The sequence below is a fragment of the Micromonospora sp. WMMC415 genome (genome assembly GCF_009707425.1).
GTDB lineage: Bacteria > Actinomycetota > Actinomycetes > Mycobacteriales > Micromonosporaceae > Micromonospora.
Map to the genome: position 1 here is coordinate 3,643,440 of NZ_CP046104.1, position 23,689 is coordinate 3,667,128.

Annotated in this window: 24 protein-coding genes; 10 read left to right on the forward strand and 14 right to left on the reverse strand. The window is 74.7% G+C overall.

All coding sequences use genetic code 11. The features are described 5' to 3' along the window. The first annotated feature begins 102 nt into the window (after window positions 1-102). Complete coding sequence (locus GKC29_RS17165) at window positions 103-1,323, forward strand: hypothetical protein (protein ID WP_230688659.1); 1,221 nt, start codon at window positions 103-105, stop codon at window positions 1,321-1,323. Here GKC29_RS17165 and GKC29_RS17170 read toward each other — a convergent pair. After that, window positions 1,316-2,329, reverse strand: coding sequence for a LacI family DNA-binding transcriptional regulator (locus tag GKC29_RS17170; RefSeq protein ID WP_155331800.1), 1,014 nt, complete (start codon window positions 2,327-2,329; stop codon window positions 1,316-1,318). The two genes, GKC29_RS17165 and GKC29_RS17170, sit on opposite strands and share 8 nt — an antisense overlap. A 186-nt stretch (window positions 2,330-2,515) precedes the next feature. Here GKC29_RS17170 and GKC29_RS17175 point away from each other — a divergent pair, with 186 nt between their 5' ends. The 4 genes from GKC29_RS17175 (at window position 2,516) to GKC29_RS17190 (ending at window position 6,719) form a co-directional block, all read left to right on the forward strand. Next, window positions 2,516-3,328, forward strand: a complete 813-nt coding sequence (locus GKC29_RS17175) for a response regulator transcription factor (protein ID WP_155331801.1) — start codon at window positions 2,516-2,518, stop codon at window positions 3,326-3,328. 43 nt (window positions 3,329-3,371) lie between these two features. Further along, window positions 3,372-3,764, forward strand: a complete 393-nt coding sequence (locus GKC29_RS17180) for a hypothetical protein (protein ID WP_155331802.1) — start codon at window positions 3,372-3,374, stop codon at window positions 3,762-3,764. Further along, on the forward strand, window positions 3,764-6,010 hold the full coding sequence (locus GKC29_RS17185; RefSeq protein ID WP_155331803.1) for a DUF4132 domain-containing protein: 2,247 nt from the start codon (window positions 3,764-3,766) through the stop codon (window positions 6,008-6,010). The genes GKC29_RS17180 and GKC29_RS17185 overlap by 1 nt, the downstream gene beginning before the upstream one ends. Before the next feature lie 127 nt (window positions 6,011-6,137). After that, window positions 6,138-6,719 (forward strand): GNAT family N-acetyltransferase, encoded by a 582-nt coding sequence (locus GKC29_RS17190; RefSeq protein ID WP_155331804.1) that lies wholly within the window; start codon window positions 6,138-6,140, stop codon window positions 6,717-6,719. On the opposite strand, the gene GKC29_RS17195 is transcribed toward GKC29_RS17190, so the two are convergent. Together GKC29_RS17195 and GKC29_RS17200 are read right to left on the reverse strand one after the other, a co-directional pair. Further along, window positions 6,690-7,322 (reverse strand): TOPRIM nucleotidyl transferase/hydrolase domain-containing protein, encoded by a 633-nt coding sequence (locus tag GKC29_RS17195; protein ID WP_230688660.1) that lies wholly within the window; start codon window positions 7,320-7,322, stop codon window positions 6,690-6,692. The two genes, GKC29_RS17190 and GKC29_RS17195, sit on opposite strands and share 30 nt — an antisense overlap. Before the next feature lie 85 nt (window positions 7,323-7,407). After that, window positions 7,408-8,937, reverse strand: coding sequence for a chitinase (locus GKC29_RS17200; RefSeq protein ID WP_230688661.1), 1,530 nt, complete (start codon window positions 8,935-8,937; stop codon window positions 7,408-7,410). A gap of 123 nt (window positions 8,938-9,060) precedes the next feature. On the opposite strand from GKC29_RS17200, the gene GKC29_RS17205 reads away from it, so the two are divergent. Beyond that, window positions 9,061-9,474, forward strand: coding sequence for a type II toxin-antitoxin system Phd/YefM family antitoxin (locus GKC29_RS17205; protein WP_155331805.1), 414 nt, complete (start codon window positions 9,061-9,063; stop codon window positions 9,472-9,474). Between the two features lie 46 nt (window positions 9,475-9,520). Here the strand turns inward: GKC29_RS17205 and GKC29_RS17210 are convergent, their stop codons facing one another. The 4 genes from GKC29_RS17210 to GKC29_RS17225 are packed head-to-tail and all read right to left on the reverse strand — an operon-like array spanning window position 9,521 to window position 12,625. Continuing rightward, window positions 9,521-10,585: an ABC transporter ATP-binding protein gene (locus GKC29_RS17210; protein WP_155331806.1), complete on the reverse strand. Its 1,065-nt coding sequence runs from the start codon at window positions 10,583-10,585 to the stop codon at window positions 9,521-9,523. After that, a complete protein-coding gene (locus tag GKC29_RS17215; RefSeq protein WP_155331807.1) occupies window positions 10,582-11,427 on the reverse strand; it encodes an ABC transporter permease in 846 nt (281 codons plus the stop codon). The genes GKC29_RS17210 and GKC29_RS17215 overlap by 4 nt, the downstream gene beginning before the upstream one ends. Further along, a complete protein-coding gene (gene modA, locus GKC29_RS17220; RefSeq protein ID WP_155331808.1) occupies window positions 11,424-12,203 on the reverse strand; it encodes a molybdate ABC transporter substrate-binding protein in 780 nt (259 codons plus the stop codon). Before modA ends, GKC29_RS17215 begins: the two co-directional genes overlap by 4 nt. Beyond that, window positions 12,200-12,625, reverse strand: a complete 426-nt coding sequence (locus GKC29_RS17225) for a molybdopterin-binding protein (RefSeq protein WP_155331809.1) — start codon at window positions 12,623-12,625, stop codon at window positions 12,200-12,202. The genes modA and GKC29_RS17225 overlap by 4 nt, the downstream gene beginning before the upstream one ends. Before the next feature lie 314 nt (window positions 12,626-12,939). Here GKC29_RS17225 and GKC29_RS17230 point away from each other — a divergent pair, with 314 nt between their 5' ends. Continuing rightward, window positions 12,940-13,983, forward strand: a complete 1,044-nt coding sequence (locus GKC29_RS17230; protein ID WP_155331810.1) for a zinc-dependent alcohol dehydrogenase family protein — start codon at window positions 12,940-12,942, stop codon at window positions 13,981-13,983. 99 nt (window positions 13,984-14,082) lie between these two features. Beyond that, window positions 14,083-14,490, forward strand: coding sequence for a Fur family transcriptional regulator (locus tag GKC29_RS17235; protein WP_155331811.1), 408 nt, complete (start codon window positions 14,083-14,085; stop codon window positions 14,488-14,490). Between the two features lie 68 nt (window positions 14,491-14,558). Here the strand turns inward: GKC29_RS17235 and smpB are convergent, their stop codons facing one another. Further along, a complete protein-coding gene (gene smpB / locus GKC29_RS17240; RefSeq protein ID WP_155331812.1) occupies window positions 14,559-15,053 on the reverse strand; it encodes an SsrA-binding protein SmpB in 495 nt (164 codons plus the stop codon). 49 nt (window positions 15,054-15,102) lie between these two features. Beyond that, window positions 15,103-17,277: a hypothetical protein gene (locus GKC29_RS17245; RefSeq protein ID WP_230688662.1), complete on the reverse strand. Its 2,175-nt coding sequence runs from the start codon at window positions 17,275-17,277 to the stop codon at window positions 15,103-15,105. A gap of 189 nt (window positions 17,278-17,466) precedes the next feature. Between GKC29_RS17245 and GKC29_RS17250 the strand changes: the two genes are divergently transcribed. After that, window positions 17,467-18,006 (forward strand): RNA 2'-phosphotransferase, encoded by a 540-nt coding sequence (locus tag GKC29_RS17250; protein WP_155331814.1) that lies wholly within the window; start codon window positions 17,467-17,469, stop codon window positions 18,004-18,006. Between the two features lie 109 nt (window positions 18,007-18,115). Here GKC29_RS17250 and GKC29_RS17255 read toward each other — a convergent pair whose 3' ends face one another. The 5 genes from GKC29_RS17255 to GKC29_RS17275 all read right to left on the reverse strand — a co-directional run bounded on the left by GKC29_RS17255 (window position 18,116) and on the right by GKC29_RS17275 (window position 22,193). After that, window positions 18,116-18,628, reverse strand: a complete 513-nt coding sequence (locus GKC29_RS17255) for an NUDIX domain-containing protein (protein WP_155331815.1) — start codon at window positions 18,626-18,628, stop codon at window positions 18,116-18,118. A 103-nt stretch (window positions 18,629-18,731) separates the two neighbouring features. Further along, window positions 18,732-19,373, reverse strand: a complete 642-nt coding sequence (locus tag GKC29_RS17260; RefSeq protein ID WP_155331816.1) for an SRPBCC family protein — start codon at window positions 19,371-19,373, stop codon at window positions 18,732-18,734. Beyond that, on the reverse strand, window positions 19,370-19,735 hold the full coding sequence (locus GKC29_RS17265) for a helix-turn-helix transcriptional regulator (RefSeq protein ID WP_155331817.1): 366 nt from the start codon (window positions 19,733-19,735) through the stop codon (window positions 19,370-19,372). Before GKC29_RS17265 ends, GKC29_RS17260 begins: the two co-directional genes overlap by 4 nt. 32 nt (window positions 19,736-19,767) lie before the next feature. Continuing rightward, window positions 19,768-21,819: a glycogen debranching N-terminal domain-containing protein gene (locus GKC29_RS17270; protein WP_155331818.1), complete on the reverse strand. Its 2,052-nt coding sequence runs from the start codon at window positions 21,817-21,819 to the stop codon at window positions 19,768-19,770. After that, window positions 21,816-22,193 (reverse strand): SCP2 sterol-binding domain-containing protein, encoded by a 378-nt coding sequence (locus tag GKC29_RS17275; protein WP_155331819.1) that lies wholly within the window; start codon window positions 22,191-22,193, stop codon window positions 21,816-21,818. Before GKC29_RS17275 ends, GKC29_RS17270 begins: the two co-directional genes overlap by 4 nt. 357 nt (window positions 22,194-22,550) lie before the next feature. Between GKC29_RS17275 and GKC29_RS17280 the strand changes: the two genes are divergently transcribed. After that, window positions 22,551-23,684 carry a glutamate--cysteine ligase gene (locus tag GKC29_RS17280; protein ID WP_155331820.1) on the forward strand — a complete coding sequence of 378 codons (1,134 nt, stop codon included), beginning with the start codon at window positions 22,551-22,553 and terminating at the stop codon, window positions 23,682-23,684. Window positions 23,685-23,689: the final 5 nt, after the last annotated feature.

The following is a 23,689-nucleotide window of genomic DNA, read 5'->3' on the forward strand; positions in this document are numbered from 1 at the left end:
GCGATGTCACCTGCCGACCGCAGGTGTCGACGGCCCCGGGCGGGGTACGCGGCACCGTTCGTGGTGGGGACGGTCGGGGGACGGATGGTCGACGGGGGGCGGGTGCGCGGACTGCTCGCGCGGGTGCCCGCCCCCTGGCCGTACGTGCTCGCGGTCTTCGTCGGCACGAAGGTCGTCCTCAGCCTGGTCGGCGTGGTCGCGCTCGCCGCCTTTGACGAGATCCCGTGGTCGCCGCCGCCGGACGAGGCGGTGATGCGCCAGCAGCAGCGGGAGGTCTCACCGCACCGGTGGCTCTCGCTCTGGTTCGCCTGGGACTCGTTCCTCTACGACCACCTGGCCCGCCAGCCGCTCGACGAGCCGTGGCGGGACTTCGGTTTCCCCCTGTTGTACCCGTTCCTCGCCCGGCCGCTCGCCCCGCTGCTCGGCGGCGACACCGCGCTGGCGCTACTGCTCGTCGCCAACGCGGCCCTCGTCGGCATGCTGTACTACGCCCACCGGCTCGGCGAGCGGCTGCTCGGCGACGGCACCGACCGCAGCGGCGCCGGCGACAACGGCGACAACGGCGACAACGGCGGCGACGCGGCGGCCCGGCGGTTCGTCCGCTACCTGGTGCTGTTGCCGGCCGCGTTCCTGTTCCACGCGGCGCTGACCGAGTCGCTCTTCCTCTGCCTCGCCCTGGCCACCTTCCACTACGCGGAGCACCGGCGCTGGCTGCTGGTCGGGGTGATCGGCTTCTTCCTGGCGCTGAGCCGCTCGGCCGGGTTCTTCGTCGTCGTCCCGCTGGCCCTGGTGCTGCTCCGCCAGCACCGCTACCGGCTCGACCCGCGCTCGCTCTGGACCTACCTGCGCACCGGCTGGCCGCTGCTGCTGGTGCCCGCCGGTTGGCTCGCCTTCATGGCGTTCTGCCGGTGGCAGGGCGGCGACTGGTTCGCCTACAAGCACACCCAGGAGGAGGGGTGGGGCATCCGCGTGCAGAACCCGCTCGGCGTGCTCTGGCACGGCCTCACCGGAACGGCACCGCGCGACGCCCTGCGGGTCTGGATCGCCGTCGTGGTCCTGGCCGTCCTGGTCGCGGGCGCCCGCCGGCTCGGGCTGCCCTACCTGGTGTACGGCGTGATGATGGTGCTGGTGCCGGTGTCCATGGGCCCACCGGTCTACAAGAGCCTGCTGCGCTACCTGCTGGCGGTCTTCCCGGTGGCCCTGGTGCTCGCCAGCTGGACCCGGCGGGTCACCGTCGACGTCTGGTTGACCGCCGCCCTCGCCCTGCTCCAGGGTGCGCTGTTCGTCGCCTGGCTCGCGTACTGGACGCACTTCATCATCTGACCGGGCCCGCGCTGTCGCGGCGGACCAGTTCGGCCGCGAGCACCTCGACCCGGGGGGCCGGGCCGCCCGCGTCCAGCGCCAGCGACATCGCCCGTGCGCCCATCTCCACCAGCGGCAGCCGGACCGTCGTCAGGGCCGGGGTGACGTCCCGGGCGATCGGCATGTCGTCGAAGCCGGTCACCGTCACCTCCCGCGGCACCGCCACGCAACGCGCGCGCAGGGCGGCGAGCGCCCCGATCGCCATCGTGTCGTTGAGCGCCACGATCGCGGTGATCCCCGGCTCCGCGTCGAGCAGGTCACCGGTCGCGGCGACCCCACCGTCCCGGTCGAACGCCGCGTACCGGATCCGCCGCTCCGGCAGGTCGCGGCCGTGCTCGGCGAGCGCCGCCCGCAGCCCGGCGAGCCGGTCGGTCGTGGTGGTGAGCACCTCGGGACCGGCGACCACGCCGATCGCCCGGTGCCCCAGCCGGCACAGCTCGGTGCCGAGCAGCCAGCCGCCGGTGCGGTTGTCCGGCATCACCGCGTCACCGGAGTGCTCGTGCCGCCCGATCACGGCCACCCGGCCGCCGGTCGCCTCGTACGCGGCCAGCTTCTCGTTGAGCCGCCGGGTGAACTCCGCGTCGTGGTACCCGGAGCCGGCCAGGATGATCGCCGCCACCTGCTGCCCCCGCAGCAGCTCGACGTACTCCAGCTCCCGGTCCGGGTCGCGGTAGCTGTTGCAGATCATCAGCAGCCGGCCCTGGTCACCGGCGACCCGTTGCAGCCCCCGGGTGACCTCGGCGAAGTACGGGTCCGAGACGTCGTGCACGATCACGCCGACGGCGGTGCGCTGCGGGCGGGCCAGCAACTGGGCGTGCGCGTTCGGGACGTACTGCAACTCGGCGACGGCGCGCAGCACCCGCTCGCGCAGCTCGTCGGTGACCGGCTTGCTGCTGCCGTTGATGACCCGCGACGCGGTGGCGGGGGAGACGCCGGCCCGTCGGGCCACGTCCGACAGGGTCGCCATGACCGCCCCTCTCGCTCCATCGACGGTCCTCTCACGGTACCTGATCTAGGAATGCCGCCGGCCGCGCCGGATCGCCGGCCGGTGGCCGGCGGGTGATCCACCTCCCGGTGTCGATCCGGCGGGGCCCCGGTTCCGTACCCCCAGGACCCGGGCCCACCGGACGGCCCCGGCGGGGACGGAGCGCGCATGGCGACGGTACGGGGCGGGCGGAACGCGGGACCGGCGACGGTCCTTCCGGGCCGGAGGGCGGGACGGCGGCGGTCCGTGCTGGTGGTGGCGGGCGACGCGGCGGAGGCCGCGACCACGCGGACGCACCTGGAGCGGGCCGGCTACGAGGTGGGACTCGCGTCGGACGCGCGGCGCGGACTGGACCGGTGGCGCTCGGAGCGCCCGGACCTGGTCATCGTCGGGCGGCGGCTGCCCCCGCTGGACGGAGCCGACTTCTGCCGCATCCTGCGGTCCCGGTCGGACGTGCCGATCCTCGTCCTCGTCGACCCGCCCGCAGCGGACGGCCCGCCGGCGGGGTCGTCCGGCCGGTCACCGGACACTCCGGACACCGTCGGCGTCGCCGACGAGACGGTGCGGGCCCTGGACGCCGGCGCGGACGACGTGCTGTCCGTGCCGTACCCCGTTCCCGAGTTCGCCGCCCGGGTATGGGCGCTGCTGCGGCGCGCACCGACGCCCGGTGCGGACGTCGTTCTGCGGGTCGGTGCCCTGGAGATCGACACCCGCGCGGTGGAGGTCCGCCTCGGCGGGGCCCGGGTCGAGCTGACCGCCCGGGAGTTCGAGATCCTGGTCGTGCTGGCGCGGGCGGCCGGTCGCGTCCACAGTCGACGGCAGATCATCGACGTCGCGTACGGGGCCGACCGGTACGTCTCGGACCGGGCCGTCGACGCGCACATGGTCAACCTCCGGCGCAAGCTGGACGCCGTCACGCCGGGCAGGCCGTACCTGCGGACCGTGCACGGACGGGGTTACCTGCTCGCCGAGCCGCCGTGAACGGCGCGGAATCCTGTCGGTGGGCGTCCCTATTGTGCCCGGCATGGTGATGGTGAGGTTCGTCGACGAGACGACGTCCGGCGCCCGGGACGAGGCCTGGCATCTGGAGATCTTCGAGGAGCGGCTGCCGCTGCGGGAGCTGATCCGCCGGCGCGTCTTCCAGGAGGTGGCCGAGCACAACGCGCGCCAGCCGGAGGTGTTCCGGGGGCTGGTGCAGCCGGGCGGCACCGAGCGCACGCTGAACGGCTACCGGATGCGGGAGCGGCGCCGGGTGGACGCCGACGAGCAGTTCGCGCGGGCGGTGGAGGCGTTCACCCGCAACGGGTTCGTGGTGCTCGTCGACGACCGCCAGGTGGAGGAGCTGGACGTCGAGGTCGACCTGCGGGTCGGCACCGAGGTGTGCTTCCTCAAGCTTGTCCCGCTGGTGGGTGGCTGATGAGCGTCCTGCCGTCCGCCCTGCGCCCAGGCGCCCCCACCGATGAGCGCCTTCGCGCGCAGCTCGACGCCGCGTCCCGGTGTTGGACGTACTGGCGGCTCGACCAGCTCGCCCGACTGTGCCGGGAGGTGCGGCGGGTCGACGGCGAGCTGCCCGGCCACGCCGTCGCGGTGGCCCGCCGCACGGCGCTGGCGACCTACCACGCCAGCGGCCCGCTGCACGACGTTCTGGCCACGGTGGACGCGCCGCTGCTCAGCCCCGGCGAGGCGTGGGCCGACCGGGTGCTCGCCGACCTGCCCGACCTCGGGGCCGGCTGGCCCGAGCTGGTGCGGCACGCCCTGACCGCCACCTCGGCGCGCCCGTCGGCCCGCTGGGAGCGGCAGGCCCGGTCCCTGCTCGATCAGGTGGGGCCGGCCGGGTACCGCGACACGGTGACCGGGTGGCTGGCCCTGGTCGGGCGGCCCCGCACCTTCCCGCTCGACCGGGGAGAGTACGACCCGGACATCGCCCACGCGTACGACCCGTACAACGCCACCGCGCTGCGGGGCCTGGTGTGGCTGCTCGCGCTGGCCGTCGACGGCCCGGCCGACGCCGCCACCGCGCGCACGCTCGGTGGCCTGGTCGAGACGTCGCTGCGCAAGGTCGCCGGCATCGGCCCGCGCAACCCCAAGGTCGCCAACGCCGCGGTGTGGGCGCTGGACCGGCTGGACGGCGACGACGCCCTCGCCCAGCTCGCCCGCCTCGCCACCCGGGTCACCTACAAGGGCACGCTCAAGGAGTTGACCGCGGCGCTGGACCGGCGCGCCGAGGCCCTCGGCCTGTCCCGGGCCGAGGTGGAGGAACTCGCCGTGCCGACGTACGGCCTGACCGAGGTGGGCCGCCGGGTGGAGCGGCTCGGCGACGCCGAGGCCGAGCTGACCGTCACCGCCGGATCGGTGTCGCTCACCTGGCGCACCGCCGCCGGCCGGGTGGTGAAGAGCCCGCCGGCGGCCGTCCGCCGCGACCGTCCCGAGGAGCTGCGCGAGCTGAAGGCGGCGGTCAAGGACGTCGAGAAGATGCTGGCCGCCCAGGCCGAGCGCCTCGACCGGCAGGTCCTCGGCCGGCGTAGCTGGCCGTACGCCACGTGGCGCGCCCGCTACCTCGACCATCCGCTGGTCGGCACCCTCGGCCGGCGGCTGATCTGGCTGGTCGACGGCCAGCCGTGCGGGTTCGCCGACGGCGCGCTGCGCACCCTCGACGGCGACCCGGTCACGGCGACCGGCGGCGCCGCCGTGACGCTGTGGCACCCGATCGGGCGGGACGTGGCCGAGGTCCTGGCCTGGCGCGCGTGGCTGGAACGGCACGGCGTCGTGCAGCCGTTCAAGCAGGCCCACCGGGAGGTCTACCTGCTGACCGCCGCCGAGGAACGCACCCGGGTCTACTCGAACCGGTTCGCCGCCCACGTCCTGCGCCAGCACCAGTTCCACGCGCTCGCCGCGGTCCGGGGCTGGCGCAACCGGCTGCGGTTGATGGTCGACGACGACTACCCGCCGGCGACGCGGGAGCTGCCCGAGTGGGGCCTGCGGGCCGAGTTCTGGGTCGAGGGCGCCGGCGACGACTACGGCGTGGACACCAGCGAGTCGGGGGCGTACCTGCGCGTGGTGACCGACCAGGTGCGCTTCTACCCGGTGCACGCCCCGGAGAACCTGGCCCACGCCGGCGGTGGCGGGTACGAGCAGTGGGTGCGCGGCGGCGCCGGTCCGGTCGCGCCGCTGCCGCTGGACCAGGTCCCGCCGCTGGTGCTCAGCGAGGTGATGCGCGACGTCGACCTCTTCGTCGGTGTGGCGAGCGTCGGCAACGACCCGACCTGGTCCGACGGCGGGCCCACCGGCCGGTACCGCGAGTACTGGCACTCGTACGGGTTCGGCGAGCTGTCGGCCACCGCGGAGACCCGCCGTGACCTGCTCGCCCGGCTGGTGCCTCGGCTGGCGGTGGCCGACCGGTGCGAGGTGGACGGCCGCTTCCTGCGAGTCCGGGGTGACCTGCGCGACTACAAGATCCACCTCGGGTCGGGCAACATCCTGATGAGCCCCAACGACCAGTACCTGTGCATCGTCCCGAAACAGGCGGTGGAGGCCGGGCCGACCGGCGTCTTCCTTCCCTTCGAGGGCGACCGGATGCTCGGCGTCATCCTCAGCAAGGCGCTGCTGCTCGCCCGGGACACGCAGATCACCGACCCGACCATCACCTCGCAGATCCGGCGGTGACGACGGGCGGCCGGGTGGTGTCGGTGGCACCACCCCGGGTGGGGCTGTCCGTGCGAACAGATAACCCGGCTGCGGCAGCGGCCGATGATCGGCAAGGATGGGAGCCCGCCGCACGGGGAGGTCTCAAGTGTTCACGCTGCCGTTGACCGAGGACGTGGTCCTGCGTCCGCTGGAGCCCTGGCGGGCCGAGGAGTTCCTCGCCCACCTGGACCGGGCCCGGGAGCACATCCGTCCCTGGGTGGGGCCGTCGTTCGTGGCCACCGACCTCGACTCGGCCCGCGCGGTGCTCCAGCGCCACGCCGACCGTTGGGCCCACGACGCCGGCGGCATCTGGGGCCTGTGGGACCGGGGCGTCCTCGTCGGTGGGGTGCTGTTCGTGTCCTTCGACGCCGCCCTCGGGCTCTGCGAGGCGGGGTGCTGGCTGGAGCCGGCGGCCGAGGGGCGGGGGCTGGTCAGCCGGGCGGTCACCCACCTGGTCGACTGGGCCGTCCAGGAACGCGGCATCCAGCGGGTGGAGTGGCGCTGCAACGCGCGCAACGACCGCAGCATCGCCGTGGCCCGCCGGCTCGGGTTCTCCCTCGACGGCACGCTGCGCTCGGTCTACCCGGCGCCGGTGGGCGAGGGGCGGGTCGACATGGAGGTCTGGTCGGTGCTCGCCGACGAGTGGCGGGCGCGCGGGTCAGAGGTGGTCGAGCACCGCGTGCAGTGACCGGGGCGCCCGCTCCGGGCGCAGCGCGTCGACCAGCAGCCGCGCGTACGCCGCCTTGCGCCCCGACCGGGTGCCGATGAACCGGCGCAGTTGCGCCTCGACCGGCCGGCCGCGCTGCGCGGGCTGCCGCTGGAACAGGTCCCACGAGTGCAGGTCACCGGCCGCGGTGAGGACCGCCCGGACCCCGTCCACCCCGGCGGCCCGGATCAGTTCGTCCTCCAGGTCGGCGACGCAGACGTGGAAGCCGTACGCCGCCAGGTCGGCGCGGGTGAGGGCGGCGCCGAGCCCGGCGCGGGCCAGGCCGCGCCGGACGAAGCCCTCCTCCGGCGCGTCGTAGAGGCCGGCCAGCCGGAGGCCGAGGCCCGGCGGCCCGAGCGCGTCGAGGAAGTGACCGACGTTCGTCACGCCGCCCATCGGCAGCACGCGGACCCCCTCGGCCGGCAGGTCCCGCCCCACCCGGGCGGCGAGCGTCTCCAGGGCGACGTGGTCGCTGGCGCCCTCGACGAGCACGACCGCGCGGACGGCGTCGTCGAGGGCCGGAACCAGGACATGCGGCGACGTCCCGGCGCGGCCGGGCGGTGATGCCGACACCGGCCCGGGCACGGGCGACCTCCTCATCGCCCGCCATCATCCTGCGGCGGAGGCGGCGCCGCCCAGCGAATTCCGGGCGGAGCCGCCTCCCGGTGCGTCAGGGCAGGGCTTTGAGGAACGGTCCGTGGTTGAGCCGGAACTCCCAGTTGTAGTACCGGTCCCAGTTGATCGACCAGGTCATCAGTCCCCGGAAGTTCGGGTTGGTGCCGCTGCGCGGGGCGTACGAGCCGCAGCTCTGGCCTCGTACCAGGCAGGTGACGGCGGCCTGCACGCCCGCCGGCGCCACGTACCCGTTGCCGGCGCTGACCGACGACGGCGCGCCGAAGGCGACCTGGTCCTCGCGCAGGGCGGGGAAGACGCGGTCCGCGTTGCCGGCGACCGGGAAGCCGGCGAGCAGCATGTCGGTCATCGCGATGTGGAAGTCGGCGCCGCCCATGGTGTGGTACTGGTTGTCGAGCCCGACGATCGGGCCGGAGTTGTAGTCCTGCACGTGCAGCACCGTGAGGTCGTTGCGCAGGGCGTGGATCACCGGCAGGTACGAGCCGGCGCGCGGGTCCTGGCCGCCCCACGGGCCCGGCCCGTAGAACTGGTAGCCGAGCTGCACGAAGAACGTCTCGGGCGCCATGGTGAGCACGAAGTTCGCGCCGTACCGCTGCTTGAGCGCGCGGATCGCGGCGATCAGGTTGACGATCACCGGCGTGGTCGGGTTGCGGAAGTCCGTGTCGCCGGCGTTCAGGTAGAGCGAGTGCCCCTCGAAGTCGATGTCGAGGCCGTTCAGGCCGTACCGGTCGATGATCGCCGAGACCGACCGGACGAAGGTGTCCCGGGCGGCGGTCGTGGTGAGCTGGACCTGGCCGTTCTGCCCGCCGATGGAGAGCAGCACCTTCTTGCCCTGCTGCTGCTTGGCGCGGATCGCCGCGATGAACTCGGCCTCCGTCTCGACGCCGGGGCACTCGGCCGCCGGGCAGAGCTGGAAGCGGATGTCGCCCGAGGTCACGCTGGTGGGCTCGCCGAAGGCGAGGTTGATGATGTCCCAGTCGGCCGGCACGTCGGCCATCCGCAGGTACCCGGAACCGTTGGCGAAGCTCGCGTGCAGGTAGCCGATCAGAGCGTGTTTCGGCAACCCGCCGGGTGGCGGGGTGGTCGGGGGCGGAGTGGTCGGCGGCGGCGTGGTGGGTGGCGCGGTGGTGGGCGGGGGAGTGGTGGTGGGCGGGCTGGTCGGGCCGCCTCCGCACGGCGCGCCGTTCAGGGTGCAGTCGGTGGGGGAGCCGGGACCGGTGGCGAGGAAGCCGAAGGAGACGGAGGCGCCCGGCGCGACGGTGCCGTTCCAGGACCGGTTCGTGAACGTGTGCCGCCCGCCGGAGCTGCTCACCGTGGCGTCCCAGTACGAGCCGAGGGTGGTGCCGGTGGGCAGGGTGAAGGCGACCTGCCATCCGGTCAGCGTGCTCGTGCCGCCGTTGGTGATCGTGTACTTCCCCTCCCATCCGGTGCCCCAGTCGGAGGTCTTGACGAACGTGGCGGTGGGACCGGCCGCCCGGGCGGGCGCGGCCAGGACCAGCGTGGTGCCGGCGACGGTGACGAGGGCCGCGACGGCGGCCAGCAACAGATTTCGGGCAGGGCGACGCATCCGGACCTCCCGGTACGTGGGGCCGTCGGATCGACGGATGCACAATTATTAGGATTGTTAACTGTAGTTGTCCAGGCTCCGGCATGGACGGTTTCTGTCGTACCCGGGCGGCACCATGCATCCATGGCTGTCCCCGCCCTCACCCCTGACGCCGGCCGGCCGCGCTCCGTTCCGCTGCGCGAGGCGCGCACCCGGTTCACCCAGCTCGTCGCCCTGGCCGAGCTGACCGACACCGTCACCCTGCTCACCCGCGACGGCGATCCCCGGCCGGTCGCCGCGATCGTCCCGGCCACCGCCGCCCGCAGCGCCGCGCCGGCCCGCGCCGACGCGGACCGCCTCGCGGCCGTCACCGCCGGCTGGGCCCGCCGGCTCGACGAGGCCCACCGGCGCGGCGCCCAGCGGCACGCCGCCGAGCTGCGAGCCGTGACCACCGCGCTCGCCGAGGTGTGGGCCGAGCTCGACCGGCGGATCCCGCCGGGCACCGACCCGACGCTCGCCCGGCTGCGCGCCGCCCACGCCGACCTGCTGGCCGGCTGAGCGCCGGGAGCCATGCCCGCGCGCCGGCCACCGCGGCCACCCGGGCTCACACCGCCGGGTACGCGTGCGTCTCCGTCGCCTTGACCGCGGCCCAGACCGGCTGGCCGGGCACCAGGCGCAGGGCCGCTGCGGCGGCGGGCGTGACGTCGGCGGCGACCGCGATCGGTCCGTCCAGTTGGACGCGCAGGTTGTCGCCGTGCCGCTGCACGCCCACCACGGTCGCCGGCCAGGTGTTGCGCGGGCTGCCCTCCGGTCGGGCGGGGTGCAGGGCCACCGCCGACGGCCGGAACGCCACGAAGGCGTCCCCGTCGAGCCGGTCGGCGACGGTGAGGACGAGGCCGTCGGCGACCCGGACGGCGTGCCCCTCCGCCCGGCCCCGGTGCAGGTTGAGGCCGACCAGGCGGGCCACGTAATCGGTCCGGGGCCGCGCGGTGACGCTCGCCGCGTCGCCCTCCTGCACCACCCGGCCACCCTCCACGATGACCAGCCGGTCGGCGAGCACCAGCGCGTCCAGCGGGTCGTGGGTGACCAGCACCGTGGCGCCCGGGTGCGCGGCGAGGTGCCGGTGCAGCTCGGCGCGGGTGTCCAGCCGGGTGCGCGCGTCCAGCGCGGCGAGTGGTTCGTCCAGCAGCAGCAGCGCCGGCGCGACCGCGAGGGCACGGGCCAGCGCGACCCGCTGCGCCTGCCCACCGGAGAGTTGCCGGGGCCGCCGGTGGGCGTGCTCGGCCAGCCCCACCCGGTCCAGCCAGGCGCGGGCCGTCCCCCGGGCGGCGCGCCGGTCGGCGCCGTGCCGGCGCGGCCCGAAGGCCACGTTGTCCAGCGCGCTCAGGTGCGGGAAGAGCAGGTAGTCCTGGAAGACCACGCCGACCGAGCGGCGTTCGGTGGGGGTGAACGCGCGCCGGTCGGGGCGGTCGAGGTCGGCACCGTCGACGGTGACGTGGCCGGCGGTCAACGGCTGGAGGCCGGCGAGCGCCCGCAGGGCGGTGGTCTTGCCGGCGCCGTTCGGGCCGAGCAGCGCCACCACCTCGCCGGCCGCCACGCGCAGCGGCACGTCCAGGCGGAAACCGCCCCGGTCCACGACGAGGTGCGCGTCCAGCGGGCACGCGGTCACGACGCGGTGATCCAGCGGTCGCGCAGGCCGGCCAGGATCGCGACCGAGACGACGAGCAGGATCAGGCTGAGCACGACGGCCGACTGCAGGTCCGTCTCCAGCGCCAGGTACACGGCGAGCGGCATGGTCTGCGTCCGGCCCGGGTAGTTGCCGGCGAACGTGATCGTGGCGCCGAACTCGCCCAGCGCCCGCGCCCAGCACAGCACCGCGCCGGCGGCCAGCCCGGGCGCCACCAGGGGCACCGTGACGTGGGTGAACGTCGTCCAGCGGCCCGCGCCGAGAGTCGCCGCCGCCTCCTCGTACCGGCGGTCGGCGCCGCGCAGCGCGCCCTCCACCGCGATGACCAGGAACGGCATCGCGACGAACGCCTCGGCGAGCACCACCCCCGTGGTGGTGAACGGCAGCGTGATCCCGAACGTCGAGTCGAGCCAGCCACCCAGCAGGCCGCGCCGCCCGAACACCAGCAGCAGCGCCACGCCGCCGACCACCGGCGGGAGCACCAGCGGCACGGTCACGAGCGCGCGGACCAGGCGCCGGCCGGGGAACTCCACCCGGGCGAGCAGCCACGCCAGCGGCACCCCGAGCATCAGGCAGAGCAGCGTCGCCAGGGTGGCGGTGAGCAGCGACAGCCGCAGCGCGGTGAGTACCCCCGGCTCGGCGAGCCGCTGCGGCAGGGTGCTCCACGGGGTCCGGGCCAGGAGGCCGACGAGCGGCAGGACCAGGAACACCAGGCCGAGCACCGCCGGCAGCAGCAGCGCCACCGGTACGCCGCCCGCCCGCCCGCGTACGCCGAGGGGCCGCCGTTCGCGCCCGGTCGGCGACCCGGTCCCCGCGACCGTCACGGCGCCTGGAACCCGGCCTCGGTGAGCACCGCCTGCCCCGGCGCCGACTGGACGTACGCGACGAAGGCCCGCGCCCCGGCCGGGTTCGGGGCGTCGGCCAGGACGGCGATCGGGTAGTCGTTCACCGCCCGGGCGGACTCGGGGAACTCCACGGCGGTCACGTCCGCGCCGGCGGCGCGCGCGTCGGTGCGGTACACGAGCGCGGCGTCCACCTCGCCGAGCCGCACCTTCGACAGTGCCCCCTTCACGTCCTGTTCGAGGGTGACCGGGGTCAGCGTGACCCGGGCCGTGTCGAGGGCGGTGCGGGCCGCCGCGCCGCACGGGACCTGCTCGGCGCAGAGCGCCACCTTCAGCCCCGGCCGGGTCAGGTCGGCCAGGCCGCGGACGCCCTCGGGATTGCCGGGCGCGACCGCGACGACGAGCTGGTTGCGGACGAAGACGGTGGGCTCGCCGTCGGTGCCGCCGGCCTCCCCGACGGTGGCCATGGTGCGCGGCGAGGCGGAGGCGAAGACGTCCGCGGGTGCGCCCTCGGTGATCTGCGTGGCGAGGGCGGAGCTGCCGGCGAAGTTGAAGACCACGGCGGTGCCGGGATTGGCCGCCTCGAAGTCCCGGCCGATCCGCGTGAACGACTCGGTCAGCGACGCGGCGGCGAACACGGTCACCGTCCCGGTCACACCCCCGGCGGATCCGCCCGCGCCCGTGGACCCGCCGTCTCCGCAGGCGGCCAGGGCGAGCGTGGCGGCGACGGCCACGGTACGGACGACGCGTGCTCTCATGACGCCTGCCTTCCCCGGGGACCGGCCGCCGGGGTGGCACGCTCCACCACCACCGTCGTGGACTTGATCACCGCGACCGCGAGGGACCCGACCCGCAGGTCCAGCTCGTCGACCGCCTCCCGGCTCATCAGCGAGACGATCCGGAACGGGCCAGCCTGGATGTCGACCTGCGCCATCACGGTGTCCTTGACGACGTTCACGACGATGCCGCGCAGCCGGTTGCGGGCGGACGAGGCGTCCGCCCGCTCGTCCGGGTCGGCCGCCTGGGCTCGGGCGAACGCGGCAAGGTCCACCCCGTCGACCGTGCGGTGCCCGTGCTCGTCGCGGACCGCCCGCAGCCGACCGGCGTCCACCCAGCGGCGCACGGTGTCCGCGCTGACGCCGAGCAGTTCGGCCGCCTCCCCGATCCGGAACATCGCCACGGAGGACACCATATGCTGTCGCATCCACGAGCGGAACCATGGATGGCGGCTCGCTGCTGCACACTCAACCCCCCTGCCGTCCCGGCATCCGCGATAGGGCGACTGGCCAACCGGGGACGCGGTGCGGCGGGCCGCGGACGCGCCAGCCGGCCCGGCGCCGGACACCCACCCCGGCCCGCCGGCAACGGCCGCTGTCGACGCGGCCCGGGTGAGGAGAGCCACCGCCGGTGGGCACGGTCTGTCGGGCCGGCGCGACGTCCCGCTAGCCTCGGCGGACGGCGCAGTGGCGCCGCCCCGAGCAGCGGAGGAAGCCCGTGCGTGCCACCCTGATCCACGCGCCGTTCGACATCCGGGTCGAGGAGGTGCCCGACGCCGCCGTCCGGAACCCGACCGACGCGGTCGTCCGGGTCGTGCAGGCGTGCGTCTGCGGCAGCGACCTGTGGGCGTACCGGGGGGTGGCCGCGCGCCGGCCCGGGCAGCGGATCGGGCACGAGTTCCTCGGCGTGGTCGAGGAGACCGGCGCCGAGGTGAGCACGGTCCGCCGGGGCGACCTGGTGGTGGCGCCGTTCGTCTGGTCGGACGGCACCTGCGACTTCTGCGTCGAGGGCCTGCACACGTCCTGCCCGCACGGCGGCTTCTGGGGTGAGCCCGGCTCGGACGGCGGCCAGGGCGAGGCGGTGCGCGTCCCGTACGCCGACGGCACGCTGGTGCGGCTGCCCGCCGAGGCGGCCGGCGACGACCGGCTGCTCACCGCGATCCTGGCGCTGTCCGACGTGATGTCCACCGGGCACCACGCCGCCCTCGCCGCCGGTGTGCGGCCCGGCGCGACGGTGGCTGTCGTCGGGGACGGCGCGGTCGGGCTGTGCGGGGTGCTCGCGGCCCGCCGGCTCGGCGCGGAACAGGTCATCGCGCTCGGCCGGCACACCGCGCGGACCGACATCGCCCGCCGGTTCGGCGCCACCGACGTGGTCGCCGAGCGCGGCGAGGCCGCCGTCGCGGCGGTGCGGGAACTGACCAAGGGGCAGGGCGCGCACGCGGTGCTGGAGGCCGTCGGCACCGAGGAGTCGATGCGCACCGCCATCTCGGTGGCGCGCGACGGCGGCGCCGTCGGCTACGTGGGCGTGCCGCACGGCGGCAGCGCCGGCGTGGACATCCGCCAGATGTTCGGCCGCAACGTGCGGCTCGGCGGCGGCGTCGCCCCGGCCCGCGCGTACATTCCGGAGCTGCTCGCCGACGTGCTGGCCGGCCGGATCGACCCGTCGCCGGTCTTCGACCGCACGGTCACGCTCGACGGGGTGCCGGACGGCTACCGGGCGATGGACGAGCGCACCGCCCTGAAGGTGCGGATCAGGCCGTGAGGCGGGCGCCGGCCGGGCGCGCATAATGGTGGGCAGCCGGCGAGGTGTCGGTCCGGGACCGCTGGTCGCGGTCGGAGCAGCGGAGATGGCGGGAGTACGGTGACGCAGGCGATCCCGAACGTGACCCGGAACACCCGGCAGCGTGCCGAGGTGCTCGCGCTGCTGCGGGAGGTCGAGGGCTTCCACACCGCGCAGCAGCTGCACCGGATGCTCTGCGACCGCGACGCCCGGGTCGGCCTGACCACCGTCTACCGCACCCTCCAGTTGCTGGTCGACGCCGGTGAGATCGACTCCACCCGGCTGCCCGGCGGCGAGCAGTTGTTCCGCCGGTGCAGCCAGAGCCGCCACCACCATCACCTGGTCTGCCGCTCCTGCGGCCGGACGGTCGAGGTGGCCGGCCCGGCGGTCGAGCGCTGGGCCGACCAGGTGGCGGCCGAGCACGGCTTCACCGACGTGGACCACACGCTGGAGATCTTCGGCACCTGCGCGGACTGCGCCAGGGCCTGACCGGTGGAGCCGACCGCGCGGGCGGGTGGGCCGCAGCGTCCGCCGGCCTCGTCAGCAGTCGCGCCCGGTCAGCTCCGGCGCTGCGGGCGGCCCTTGAGACGGCGGCCCAGCTCCCGGGCGATCTCCCGCTGCGCGTCGCGCTCGGCCAGCGCCTGCCGCTTGTCGTACGACTTCCGGCCCCGGGCCAGCGCCAGCTCCACCTTGGCCCAGCCGTTGGAGAAGTACATCGACAGCGGCACCAGGGTGAACCCGCCGTCGCGCAGCTTCTCCCGGATCCGGTCGATCTCCACCCGGTGCAGCAGCAGCTTGCGGGTGCGCCGCGGCGCGTGGTTGGTCCACGTGCCGTAGCCGTACTCGGCGATGTGCAGGCCGTACAGCATCAGTTCGCCGTCGCGCTCCTGCGCGAACGCGTCGACCAGGGACGCACGTCCCTCGCGCAGCGACTTGACCTCCGTGCCGGCCAGCACGATCCCCGCCTCGTACGTCTTGACGACGGTGTAGTCGTGCCGGGCCTTCTTGTTCGAGGCGATCAGCGTGCGGTCGGGCTTCCGGGCGGTGCTCACCCGGGCAGGATATGCCGCCTGCTCAGGCGGTCCGCCGCAGCCGGTGCGGTCAGGCCGTCCGCCGCAGCCGGTCCGCCAGTTCCCGGACCGCCTTGGCGAAGCGCGGGTCGAACTCGCCCGGCCAGTGCCCCACGATCGGCGGCGGGACGCTGTCGTCGGGCGGGATGACCACGTCGCTCGGGTCGCGCAGCCGCCGGTCGACGGTTCCCGCCGGCCCGTAGACCGTGGGCGGCTCGCCCGGCCGGTGCGGGGAGAACATCCAGCCGCCGATCGGGTCGGTGTCCCGCCACAGGTTGAGCCAGCGCCAACCGATCCGCTCGCCCACCTCGCGCAGGACCTCGTCGCCGACGTACGCCGGGAACCACCGGGAGTAGAGCCGGCGCAGCGGTGACCCGTACGTCAGCAGCGCGACCCGGTCACCGGCGCCCGGTGGGAGTTGGAGCACGGTCGCCGCGAGCAGCACCGAGCCGTGGCTGTGCCCGGTGAGCAGCACCCGGTGCCCCTGGCCGGTCAGCCAGGCGATCCGGCGGCTCAGCTCCGGCACCGCCCGTTCGGCGTAGCAGGGTGGGGCGAAAGGGTGCGCCGCCCGGGGCCAGAACGTGCCCAGGTCCCACAGCACGCCCACGTAGCGGCGGAACTCGGCCGTCCGGTACGCGAAGATGCCGCCCAGGACCAGGGCGAGGATGAGCCCGAAGATCACCCAGCTACCGAAGCGCAGGCCGAACCGCACCAGGCCGGCGGGGAACCCGAACCACTGCTCGAGCGTCGCGCCGGGCTCCAGCTCGAACATGCCCACGGCGCTGGTCGCCATGCCGAAGCCGGCGAGCCAGGCGTACGTGATCGCGAGTGGGACGAGCCGCTCGGTGAACCGCGCCCGCGCCATGACCGTCTCGACCTCCCGCAGCCGGCGCCCGGCCTCGGGCGGCGCGTCCGGGTAGTCCCGCGCCACGGCCGCGCCCGCCGCCTGCCACCGGGCCGGTCGCGACGTGACGGCCACCACGGCGGCGACCGTCGCCGCGGCCACCACCGCCAGGAAGAACGCGAAGATCGCCCACTTGTACGTCAGCGGCGGGCCGGTCGCCGACTGCTCACCCGTCCCGACGTCGCGGTCCAGGAAGTCCGCCATCCGGTAGACCAGCTCGGCGGAGAAGGCCACCGCCAGACCGGTCGCCACCGCACCGAACACGGGCGTGCCGACCGCCCGCAGCGGCGGCCCGCCGCCGCGTCGCGACAGCGGCACGACCAGCCAGAGCACGAGCAGCAGGACGGTCTGCGCGAGGAAGAGCCGGGCCACCATGTCGCCGTACCCGGGCAGCCCAACGCCGGTCGGCGGTCGTGCGGGGTCGGCCGCGAGCACGGCCAGGACCACCGCGGTCAACCCGCACGCGAGCGTCCGCAGGACCCGGGTCGTGCGGTCGATCCGCCCCGTCCCGGGCTGATCGATCAGCGGATGCGCGCAGACCAGGACGACACAGGTGGCCAGGACCGCGCAGGTCAGGACGCTGAGCGTCACCGTGGTGGGCGAGGCCCCGAGGTTGACGCGGGCGGTGAGCAGGACGGCGTCCAGCGTGCCGAACGCGGCGGCGACGTGGATCGCGCGCAGCCGCCCGACCAGCGGCGCGGCGTCCCACTGGCCGACGGCGGTGAGCTGGTGCACGCCGGTGACGGTCGGGGGAACGCGGAACGACGCGAACATCCGCTCCGGCCGTGCCCCGAGCCACCAGACCAGCCCGACGGCGGCGGCCGGGACGAGCGCCAGCACCGCCAGCCGCAGCCCCACCGGCCGGCCCCCGAGCCAGGACAGCCAGCTCCGCTCGGCCAGGCACTGCGGCGACGACATGCACTTCCAGGCGACCAGGTCCAGTGCCACCCCGGCCACGGCGAGCACGTACAGGGCGGTGAGGGTCAGCGCGAGCACCCGGCAGAGGCCCTTGACGGTGAGGGCCCAGGCGTCGGAGCTGGTCGGGCGCATCCAGAACGCCACGTTGCAGAGCATGAACGGCAGCAGGAACACCAGCGACAACGTGCGGACGGCGGTGCCCGACGGCAGCTCGCTCCAGCGGTACGCCTCCAGGACGACCCCGCCCGGCCCCCTGGTGTCCGGGTAGCCGGTGCGGGGCCGGTAGAAGCCGCCGCTGCGGTCACCGGCGACCTGCTCGACGTTCGGGCGGTTCAGCACCTGTTCCGCGCTGGCGCCGGAGGCGCCGTGCACGCGTAGCTCCACGACGTCGTCCGGGCGTCCGCCCGGAGGTGCTGGCGCGTCCGACATCGGCCCCCCGGAGGCGTCGTACGGCGGCACGGCCGCCCCGGGCCGCGCGGTGGGCGCCGTCTACCCGTTCGACGCCCGGTCACGCCTGCCGCCCGATACCCGATCGGGTGGCGGCGGGCCGGGGTGTCCGGCCACAATCCGGGCGTGGATGATGCGCGGCTGGTCCGGCTGAGCAAGCGGATGTCCCTCGCCCTGCGGCACCGTCCGGACCGCTTCGGGCTGGCCCCGGACCGCGCCGGCTGGGTGCCCGTCGACGACGTCCTCGCCGCTCTGGGCATCCGCCGCGCCGACCTCGACGACGCGGTGGCCGGCAACGACAAGCAGCGCTTCGCGGTGGAGCGCGGCCCGGACGGCGTCGAGCGTATCCGGGCCAACCAGGGGCACTCGATCCCCGTCGATCTCGGGCTGTCGCCGGTGGACCCGCCGGCCGTGCTCTACCACGGCACCAGCGCCGCCGTGCTGGACTCGATCCGGGTGAGCGGGCTGCACCGGGGCGGCCGGCACCACGTCCACCTCTCGCCGGACGTGGAGACCGCGCGGCGGGTGGGGGCCCGGCGCGCCGGCCGGACCGTGGTCCTGACCGTCGACGCGGCCGGCATGGCGCGCGACGGCCACGCCTTCTACCGCAGCGCCAACGGTGTCTGGTTGACCGACACCGTCCCCGCCCGTTATCTGGAGGCCTGACCGCCGCCGCTGCCCGGCCGGCCCGCTCGGGCCGCTCGGCCCGCTCGGCCTGCCGGCCCGGCGCCGTCGGCCCGCCCGCTGCCCGGCCGCCCGGTCGGAGCCGCCGGGTTCAGCCGGCGTGCCGGGAGAGGAAGTCGGCGAGCACCCGGGTGTGGGTCGAGAACGCCAGCTCGACCGGCTCGGTGAGCACCAGCCACTCGGTCGCCTCCTCGGTGGGCGCCGACGGCGGCAGCGTCGCGGCCGGCCGGGCGGACAACTCCCCGAAGATCATCATCGTGCCGCCCGCCGGGGCGCTGTGCACCGCGAACAGCGTCGCGTCGGCCGGGTCGGCGAGCAGGCCGGTCTCCTCGCGAAGCTCCCGCACCAGCGCGTCCTGCCACTCCTCGCCGTACTCGATGAAGCCGCCCGGCAGCGCGAGCTGCCCACGCGCCGGCTCGATGTCCCGGCGGACGACCACCACGCCCAGGCCCGCGTCGGTGCGCACCGGCAGCACCGCCACCGCCACCGGCAGCGGATTGCGCCAGACGGTCTCGCCGCAGGCCGCGCAGACGCGGGGCCACGCGGTCGGTGGCGGGTAGGCCGTGCCGCAGTAGGAGCAGTGCGAGTACGGCGTCGCGGTCATGCCGTCGCACGTTACCCGTCGCATCGCAGGGCGTGCGGTCGCTCCCGGGGGCGCGGCGGTGTCCGCGGGTGCGCGACACCGCCGCGCGGCGGCACCTGTCGGGTCAGGCCTGCTCGGCGCCGGTGTAGAAGGCGGTGGTGCGGTCGGCCGCGGCCCGGGCCTCGGCCCGGTCGGTGCCGCCGGCGACGCTCGCCTCGTACCACTGCTCGCTGCTCAGCGCGACGAACCGTCGGCCCTCGTCGGAGGCCATCCAGGCCTCGCTCTCCTCGGGGGTGACGCCGGCGCCCGCGGCGGCCAGGTGCGAGGCGAGGCCGAGCGCCGCCAGGTCCCAGCCCACGCCCACCGCCCCGGGGCCGAACTGTGTCCAGCGGTCGTCGTCGACGTGCGCGATGTGGTCCAGCTCGAACCGCGTCCGGCCGTCCTCGACCGGGGCGAGCCGCACCTCGATCCAGCTCACCTCGTCGCCGTACTCCCAGGTCGCGGCGAAGCCCTTCGGCGGATCGCAGCGTTCGATCGTGCCGCCGGCGTTGCCCTGCAACTGGTAGCGGCCGCCCAGCCGCAGGTCCCCGGAGACGGGCAGGAACCAGCGGGGGATGCGTTCGGGGTTGGTGCAGGCGTCCCAGACGTCCTCCGGGGACGCGTCGTACGTTTGGCTGATCGTCATCACCCGGGCCTCGCCGGCCTCGAGGGCACGGCGGCCGAGCTGGCGCCGGACGGCGCTGATCTGGCTGCTGGCGTCGATCATCGTTCACTCCTGTCGTCGGGGGGCGGCGGCTCGCGTCGCCGCCGCTCGCGCTGGCCCCGGGCCAGCTCGGTGGCCAGTGCCTGGAGCGGGTTGGTCCAGAACCGGCGGAAATGCTCCAACCACTGGTCGACCTCCCGCAGCGGCCGGGTGTCGACCGCGTACAGCCGGCGCGTGCCGGCCGGGCGGACGGTGGCGAAGCCGTTGTCGCGCAACACCTTCAGATGCTGGGAGACAGCCGGCTGGGAGATCCCGAACTCCGCCCGGACCACCTCGACCAGCTCACCGGCGGTCATCTCGCCGTCGGCCAGCAGCTCCAGGATCCGGCGTCGCACCGGATCGCCGAGCACATCGAACGCGTGCACCGGATCTTTATATCAGGCAGTACTTATTTAAGCTAGCTCTGATGATCGGCGCGAGCGGTGCCGATGGCGTCCATCCGGCCCCAGCGGCCGGGAATGTCCAGCAGTTCGACGCGACCGAACCGCGCCGGCACCTCGGGGGCCACCACCAGGTGCTCGCCGTACGGCTCCAGTCCGAGCAGCGTACGGACCAGCATGATGGTCGCGCTCGTCGCCAGCGCGTGGGGACTGTTCGCCGTCGGGTAGCGCACCGGGTAACCGGTCCGCTCCCGGTCGAACCCGGCGAACGCCTCCGGCAGGCGGGCGTCGAAGTACGCCGACGCCGCGATGATCCCCTCCGCGATGACGCCGGCCTCGCGTCGGAAGCCGTACCGGCGCAGCCCGGCGGCGATCAGCGCGTTGTCGAAGGGCCACACGGTGCCGACGTGGTAGCCGAGCGGGTTGTACCGGGCCTGGCCCTCCGCCAGGGTGCGTACCCCCCAGCCGGAGAAGAGCCGCGGGCCGAGCAGGTGCTCGACCACCGACGCCGCCCGCGAATCGTCGACGATGCCGCTCCACAGCAGGTGCCCGATGTTCGACGACAGGGCGTCGACCGGGGTGCCGTCGCTGTCGAGGGCGAGCGCGAAGTAGCCGTCGCCGGCCAGCCAGAAGTCCCGGTTGAAGCGCACCTTCAGGTCCGCTGCCTCCCGCTCCAACCGGTCGGCGTACGCCGGGTCGCCCCAGACGTCGCGGGCCAGCCGGGCGCCCCGCCGCTTCGCGTCGTACGCGTACCCCTGAAGTTCGCAGGTCGCCCGGGGCAGGCCGGGCAGGTGCCCGTCGCGGTAGCAGACCGCGTCGGGAGAGTCCTTCCAGCCCTGGTTGAGCAGGCCCGTGTCGTTGTTGCGGCGCTGGTACCAGACGTACCCGTCGTTACGGATGTCGCCGTACTCTTCGATCCACCGCAACGCCGCCCGGGCCTCCTCCTCGAACTCCCGCGCCAGCGCGGTGTCACCGGTCCACCGCTCGTACTCGTCGAGCAGGACGACGTACAACGGGGTGGTGTCGGCGCTGCCGTAGTACGGCGACTGCGGACGCTCCTCGAACGCGGCGCGTTCCCCGTACCGGAACTCGGTCAGGATCTTTCCCGGCTCCTCGTCGCGGAAGTCGTCGAGGACCGCGCCCTGGTCGATGCCGAGCATGCGCAGCGTCGCGGCGGCGAGCCCCGGAGCGACCGGGAGGGCCTGCAGGCTCGTCAGGATGCTGTCCCGGCCGGTGATGGTGGCGGTCCACGGCAGGCCGGCGGCGGGCATCGCCTCCTCGGGCAGGGTCAGCGGCGAGAACCGCAGGCCGGCGAGGTCCACCAGGCTGCGCCGCCACGCCGTCGTCAGGACCTCCCAGTCGCAGCTGAGCCGCGGCGACTCGGCCAGCCAGTGACCCAGGTCGGTCCGGAGCTGGTCGGCGGCGCGCCGCCGACGGCGGTGCAACCGTTCGCGCACGTCCTCGCCGTCCGGGCGGAGAACCAGGCTCCGGACCCGCACAGTGGTCGTCCACCGCCCGTTCCGGTCGATCCGTACGTGGTAGGTCAGCCCGTTCTCGTCGACGTCCGCGGGTGCCGTGCTGGAGATGACCGTCTCCCGCTGGAACCGCTCCCGCTGGTAGCCCAGGCGTAGGGAGCCGTTCTCTGTCCGGCGGTAGAAGCGCCCGGCGGGGCCGTGCGGCTGCTGCATCGCGAGGATCGGCACGAAGTCGCTGCCGGCGTCGATCCGTACCGTGTAGTCCGTCGGTTCGGACCGATGGTTGAGGACGGTGAGCGTCTCCTGGAAGCTGCCGCCGGTGATGACGCGGTCCCGGATGACCGACACCTTCGCGTCGACGTAGTGGGTCGGAACGCCGGGCACCAGGAAGAACCGGGCCTCGAAGTAGTGCGGTTCGTGCACGGCGAGCGGGTGCAGCGTTTCGCCGTTGATGGTGAGCCGCCAGCGGGACAGGAAGCGGGTGTCGAAGTCGAAGAATCCGCACGGGTTCGCCGGGGTCGCCGCGATGTCGCCGTTCTCCTCGCTGAGGACGAAGATGTTGCCGTCCAGGATCCGGACCAGGTCGGCCTTCACGCCCGGTCCCGGGCTGTCGGGCTGACGGCGCGCGGGTGGCGGGCGCCGGGCGGCGGCGCGAACAGGCGTTCCAGCAGCACGACGTACCGGAACTGGCCCTCGGTGGTGATGTCGTTGCGTAGCCAGGCGGAGAGGGGCTTGACCTCGCCGCGGGCCATCCGCTCGAACAACGACTCGTCCGCGTGGATCACCGTGTCGGCCGTGCGCGCCTCCCGGGTGACCCGCACCGTGCCCCGGTCGATCGTCACCAGCCAGTGGTCGGTCCCGTCGGGGTGAATCAGGTCGAAGCGGATGGAGCCGCAGGTCTTGCGGGTCAGGCGCTCGTGCCCGTGCCGGACGAGCCCGGCGAAGAACGTCTCCGTCGCCTCCGACATCCCCGGCACCCCCCGGTCGACTCTAGTGGCCGCGCCCGGAATGCGAGGGTCCTTCTCCCGGGGAACGTCCGGGACGACGTGCCCCCGGAGAAATGTCGCTCGGTGTTGTCGAAACCGTCGGTGCCGTGGGGCCGCCGGTACGCCCTCGCCCGAGGAGGGGCCCGTGCGCCACGACCTCACCACCCGGGCGGACGAGGTGCAAGGAAGGGCCCCCTGTTAACGCCTCCGGTAGAGGAAGGGTCCCTTCTTAACGCGGGCCGCGGACCCCGAGCGTTTTCCGCCGCGGCGGGCGGGAACTCCCGAGGCACGGCAGTGCGGCGCCCGGCGCGCCGCCCGACGAACGGACGCCGACCGCTCATGACGTACCGTCCGGCCCCCACCCTCCCCGACCTCACCACGCTGACCCTCGGCGTCGAGGAGGAGTACCTGTTGCTGGACCCCGACACGGGGGCGAGCCTGCCGGTCGCCGGACAGGTGCTCGACGAGCTGTCGGGCGCCGCGCGTGAGCAGAGCCGGCAGGAGTTCCGGCACAGCATGGTCGAGATGGTCACGCCGGTCTCGTCCGAGCTCGCCGAGGTACGCGAGCACCTGGTGGCGCTGCGCGGGGCCGCCGCCGACGCGGCCGAGGCCGCCGGCGCCCGCCTCGTCGCCGTGGGGGCCACGCCGGTGCACGAACCGCACCGGACGGTGCCGGACAAACCCCGCTACCACGCGATGTCCCGGCGATTCGGGCCGGTCGCGCACGATCCGGCGGTCTGCGGCTGCCACGTGCACGTCGGTGTCCCGGACCGGGAACTCGCCGTGCAGGTCTGCAACCACCTGCGCCCCTGGCTGCCGGTGGTGCAGGCGATCACCGCCAACTCGCCGCTGCACGACGGCCGGGACACGGGGCACGCGAGCTGGCGGTCGATGCAGCTGGAACGCTGGCCGAGCATCGGCCCCACCCCGCACTTCGAGTCGGTCGCCGACTACGACGCCACCGTCGAGGAGCTGATCCGGGCGGGCATCATGCTGGACGCAGCGATGGTCTACTGGTACGCCCGCCCGTCCGTCGCGTACCCCACGGTCGAGGTGCGGGTGGGCGACGTCTGCCCGACCGTCGACGACACCGTGCTCGTCGCCGGGCTCGTCCGCGCCCTCGTCGCGACCGTGGCGGGCGACGTCCGCCACGGGATCCTCGCCCCCCGGATCCGGGACTGCCTGCTCTCCGCCGCCCACTGGCGCGCCGCCCACGACGGGCTCGACGGCGACCTCATCGACCTGCGCTCGGGCCTTGCCCGGCCGGCGTGGGACCTGGTCGACGAGCTGTTCGCCACCGTCGCGCCCGCGCTGCTGCGGCACGGCGACCTGACGTACGTGCTCGACCAGCTGCACCGGGTCCGCCGCGACGGCAACGGCGCGGCCCGGCAGCGCCGCGTCCTGGCCCGGACCGGCTGCGACGTCCGCGCCGTGCTGGACCATCTCGCGGCCCAGACCCGCCCGGCGGCGTGATTGCA

Bases quoted from the DNA above. Each gene is read 5' to 3' on its own strand.
- GKC29_RS17275 (WP_155331819.1), bottom strand. From the start codon at position 22,193: ATGTCGGAGGCGACGGAGACGTTCTTCGCCGGGCTCGTCCGGCACGGG.
- GKC29_RS17260 (WP_155331816.1), bottom strand. From the start codon at position 19,373: ATGATCGACGCCAGCAGCCAGATCAGCGCCGTCCGGCGCCAGCTCGGC.
- GKC29_RS17280 (WP_155331820.1), top strand. From the start codon at position 22,551: ATGACGTACCGTCCGGCCCCCACCCTCCCCGACCTCACCACGCTGACC.
- GKC29_RS17180 (WP_155331802.1), top strand. From the start codon at position 3,372: ATGGTGATGGTGAGGTTCGTCGACGAGACGACGTCCGGCGCCCGGGAC.
- GKC29_RS17170 (WP_155331800.1), bottom strand. From the start codon at position 2,329: ATGGCGACCCTGTCGGACGTGGCCCGACGGGCCGGCGTCTCCCCCGCC.
- modA (WP_155331808.1), bottom strand. From the start codon at position 12,203: ATGAGAGCACGCGTCGTCCGTACCGTGGCCGTCGCCGCCACGCTCGCC.
- GKC29_RS17205 (WP_155331805.1), top strand. From the start codon at position 9,061: ATGGCTGTCCCCGCCCTCACCCCTGACGCCGGCCGGCCGCGCTCCGTT.
- GKC29_RS17200 (WP_230688661.1), bottom strand. From the start codon at position 8,937: ATGCGTCGCCCTGCCCGAAATCTGTTGCTGGCCGCCGTCGCGGCCCTC.
- GKC29_RS17185 (WP_155331803.1), top strand. From the start codon at position 3,764: ATGAGCGTCCTGCCGTCCGCCCTGCGCCCAGGCGCCCCCACCGATGAG.
- GKC29_RS17175 (WP_155331801.1), top strand. From the start codon at position 2,516: ATGGCGACGGTACGGGGCGGGCGGAACGCGGGACCGGCGACGGTCCTT.
- GKC29_RS17255 (WP_155331815.1), bottom strand. From the start codon at position 18,628: ATGACCGCGACGCCGTACTCGCACTGCTCCTACTGCGGCACGGCCTAC.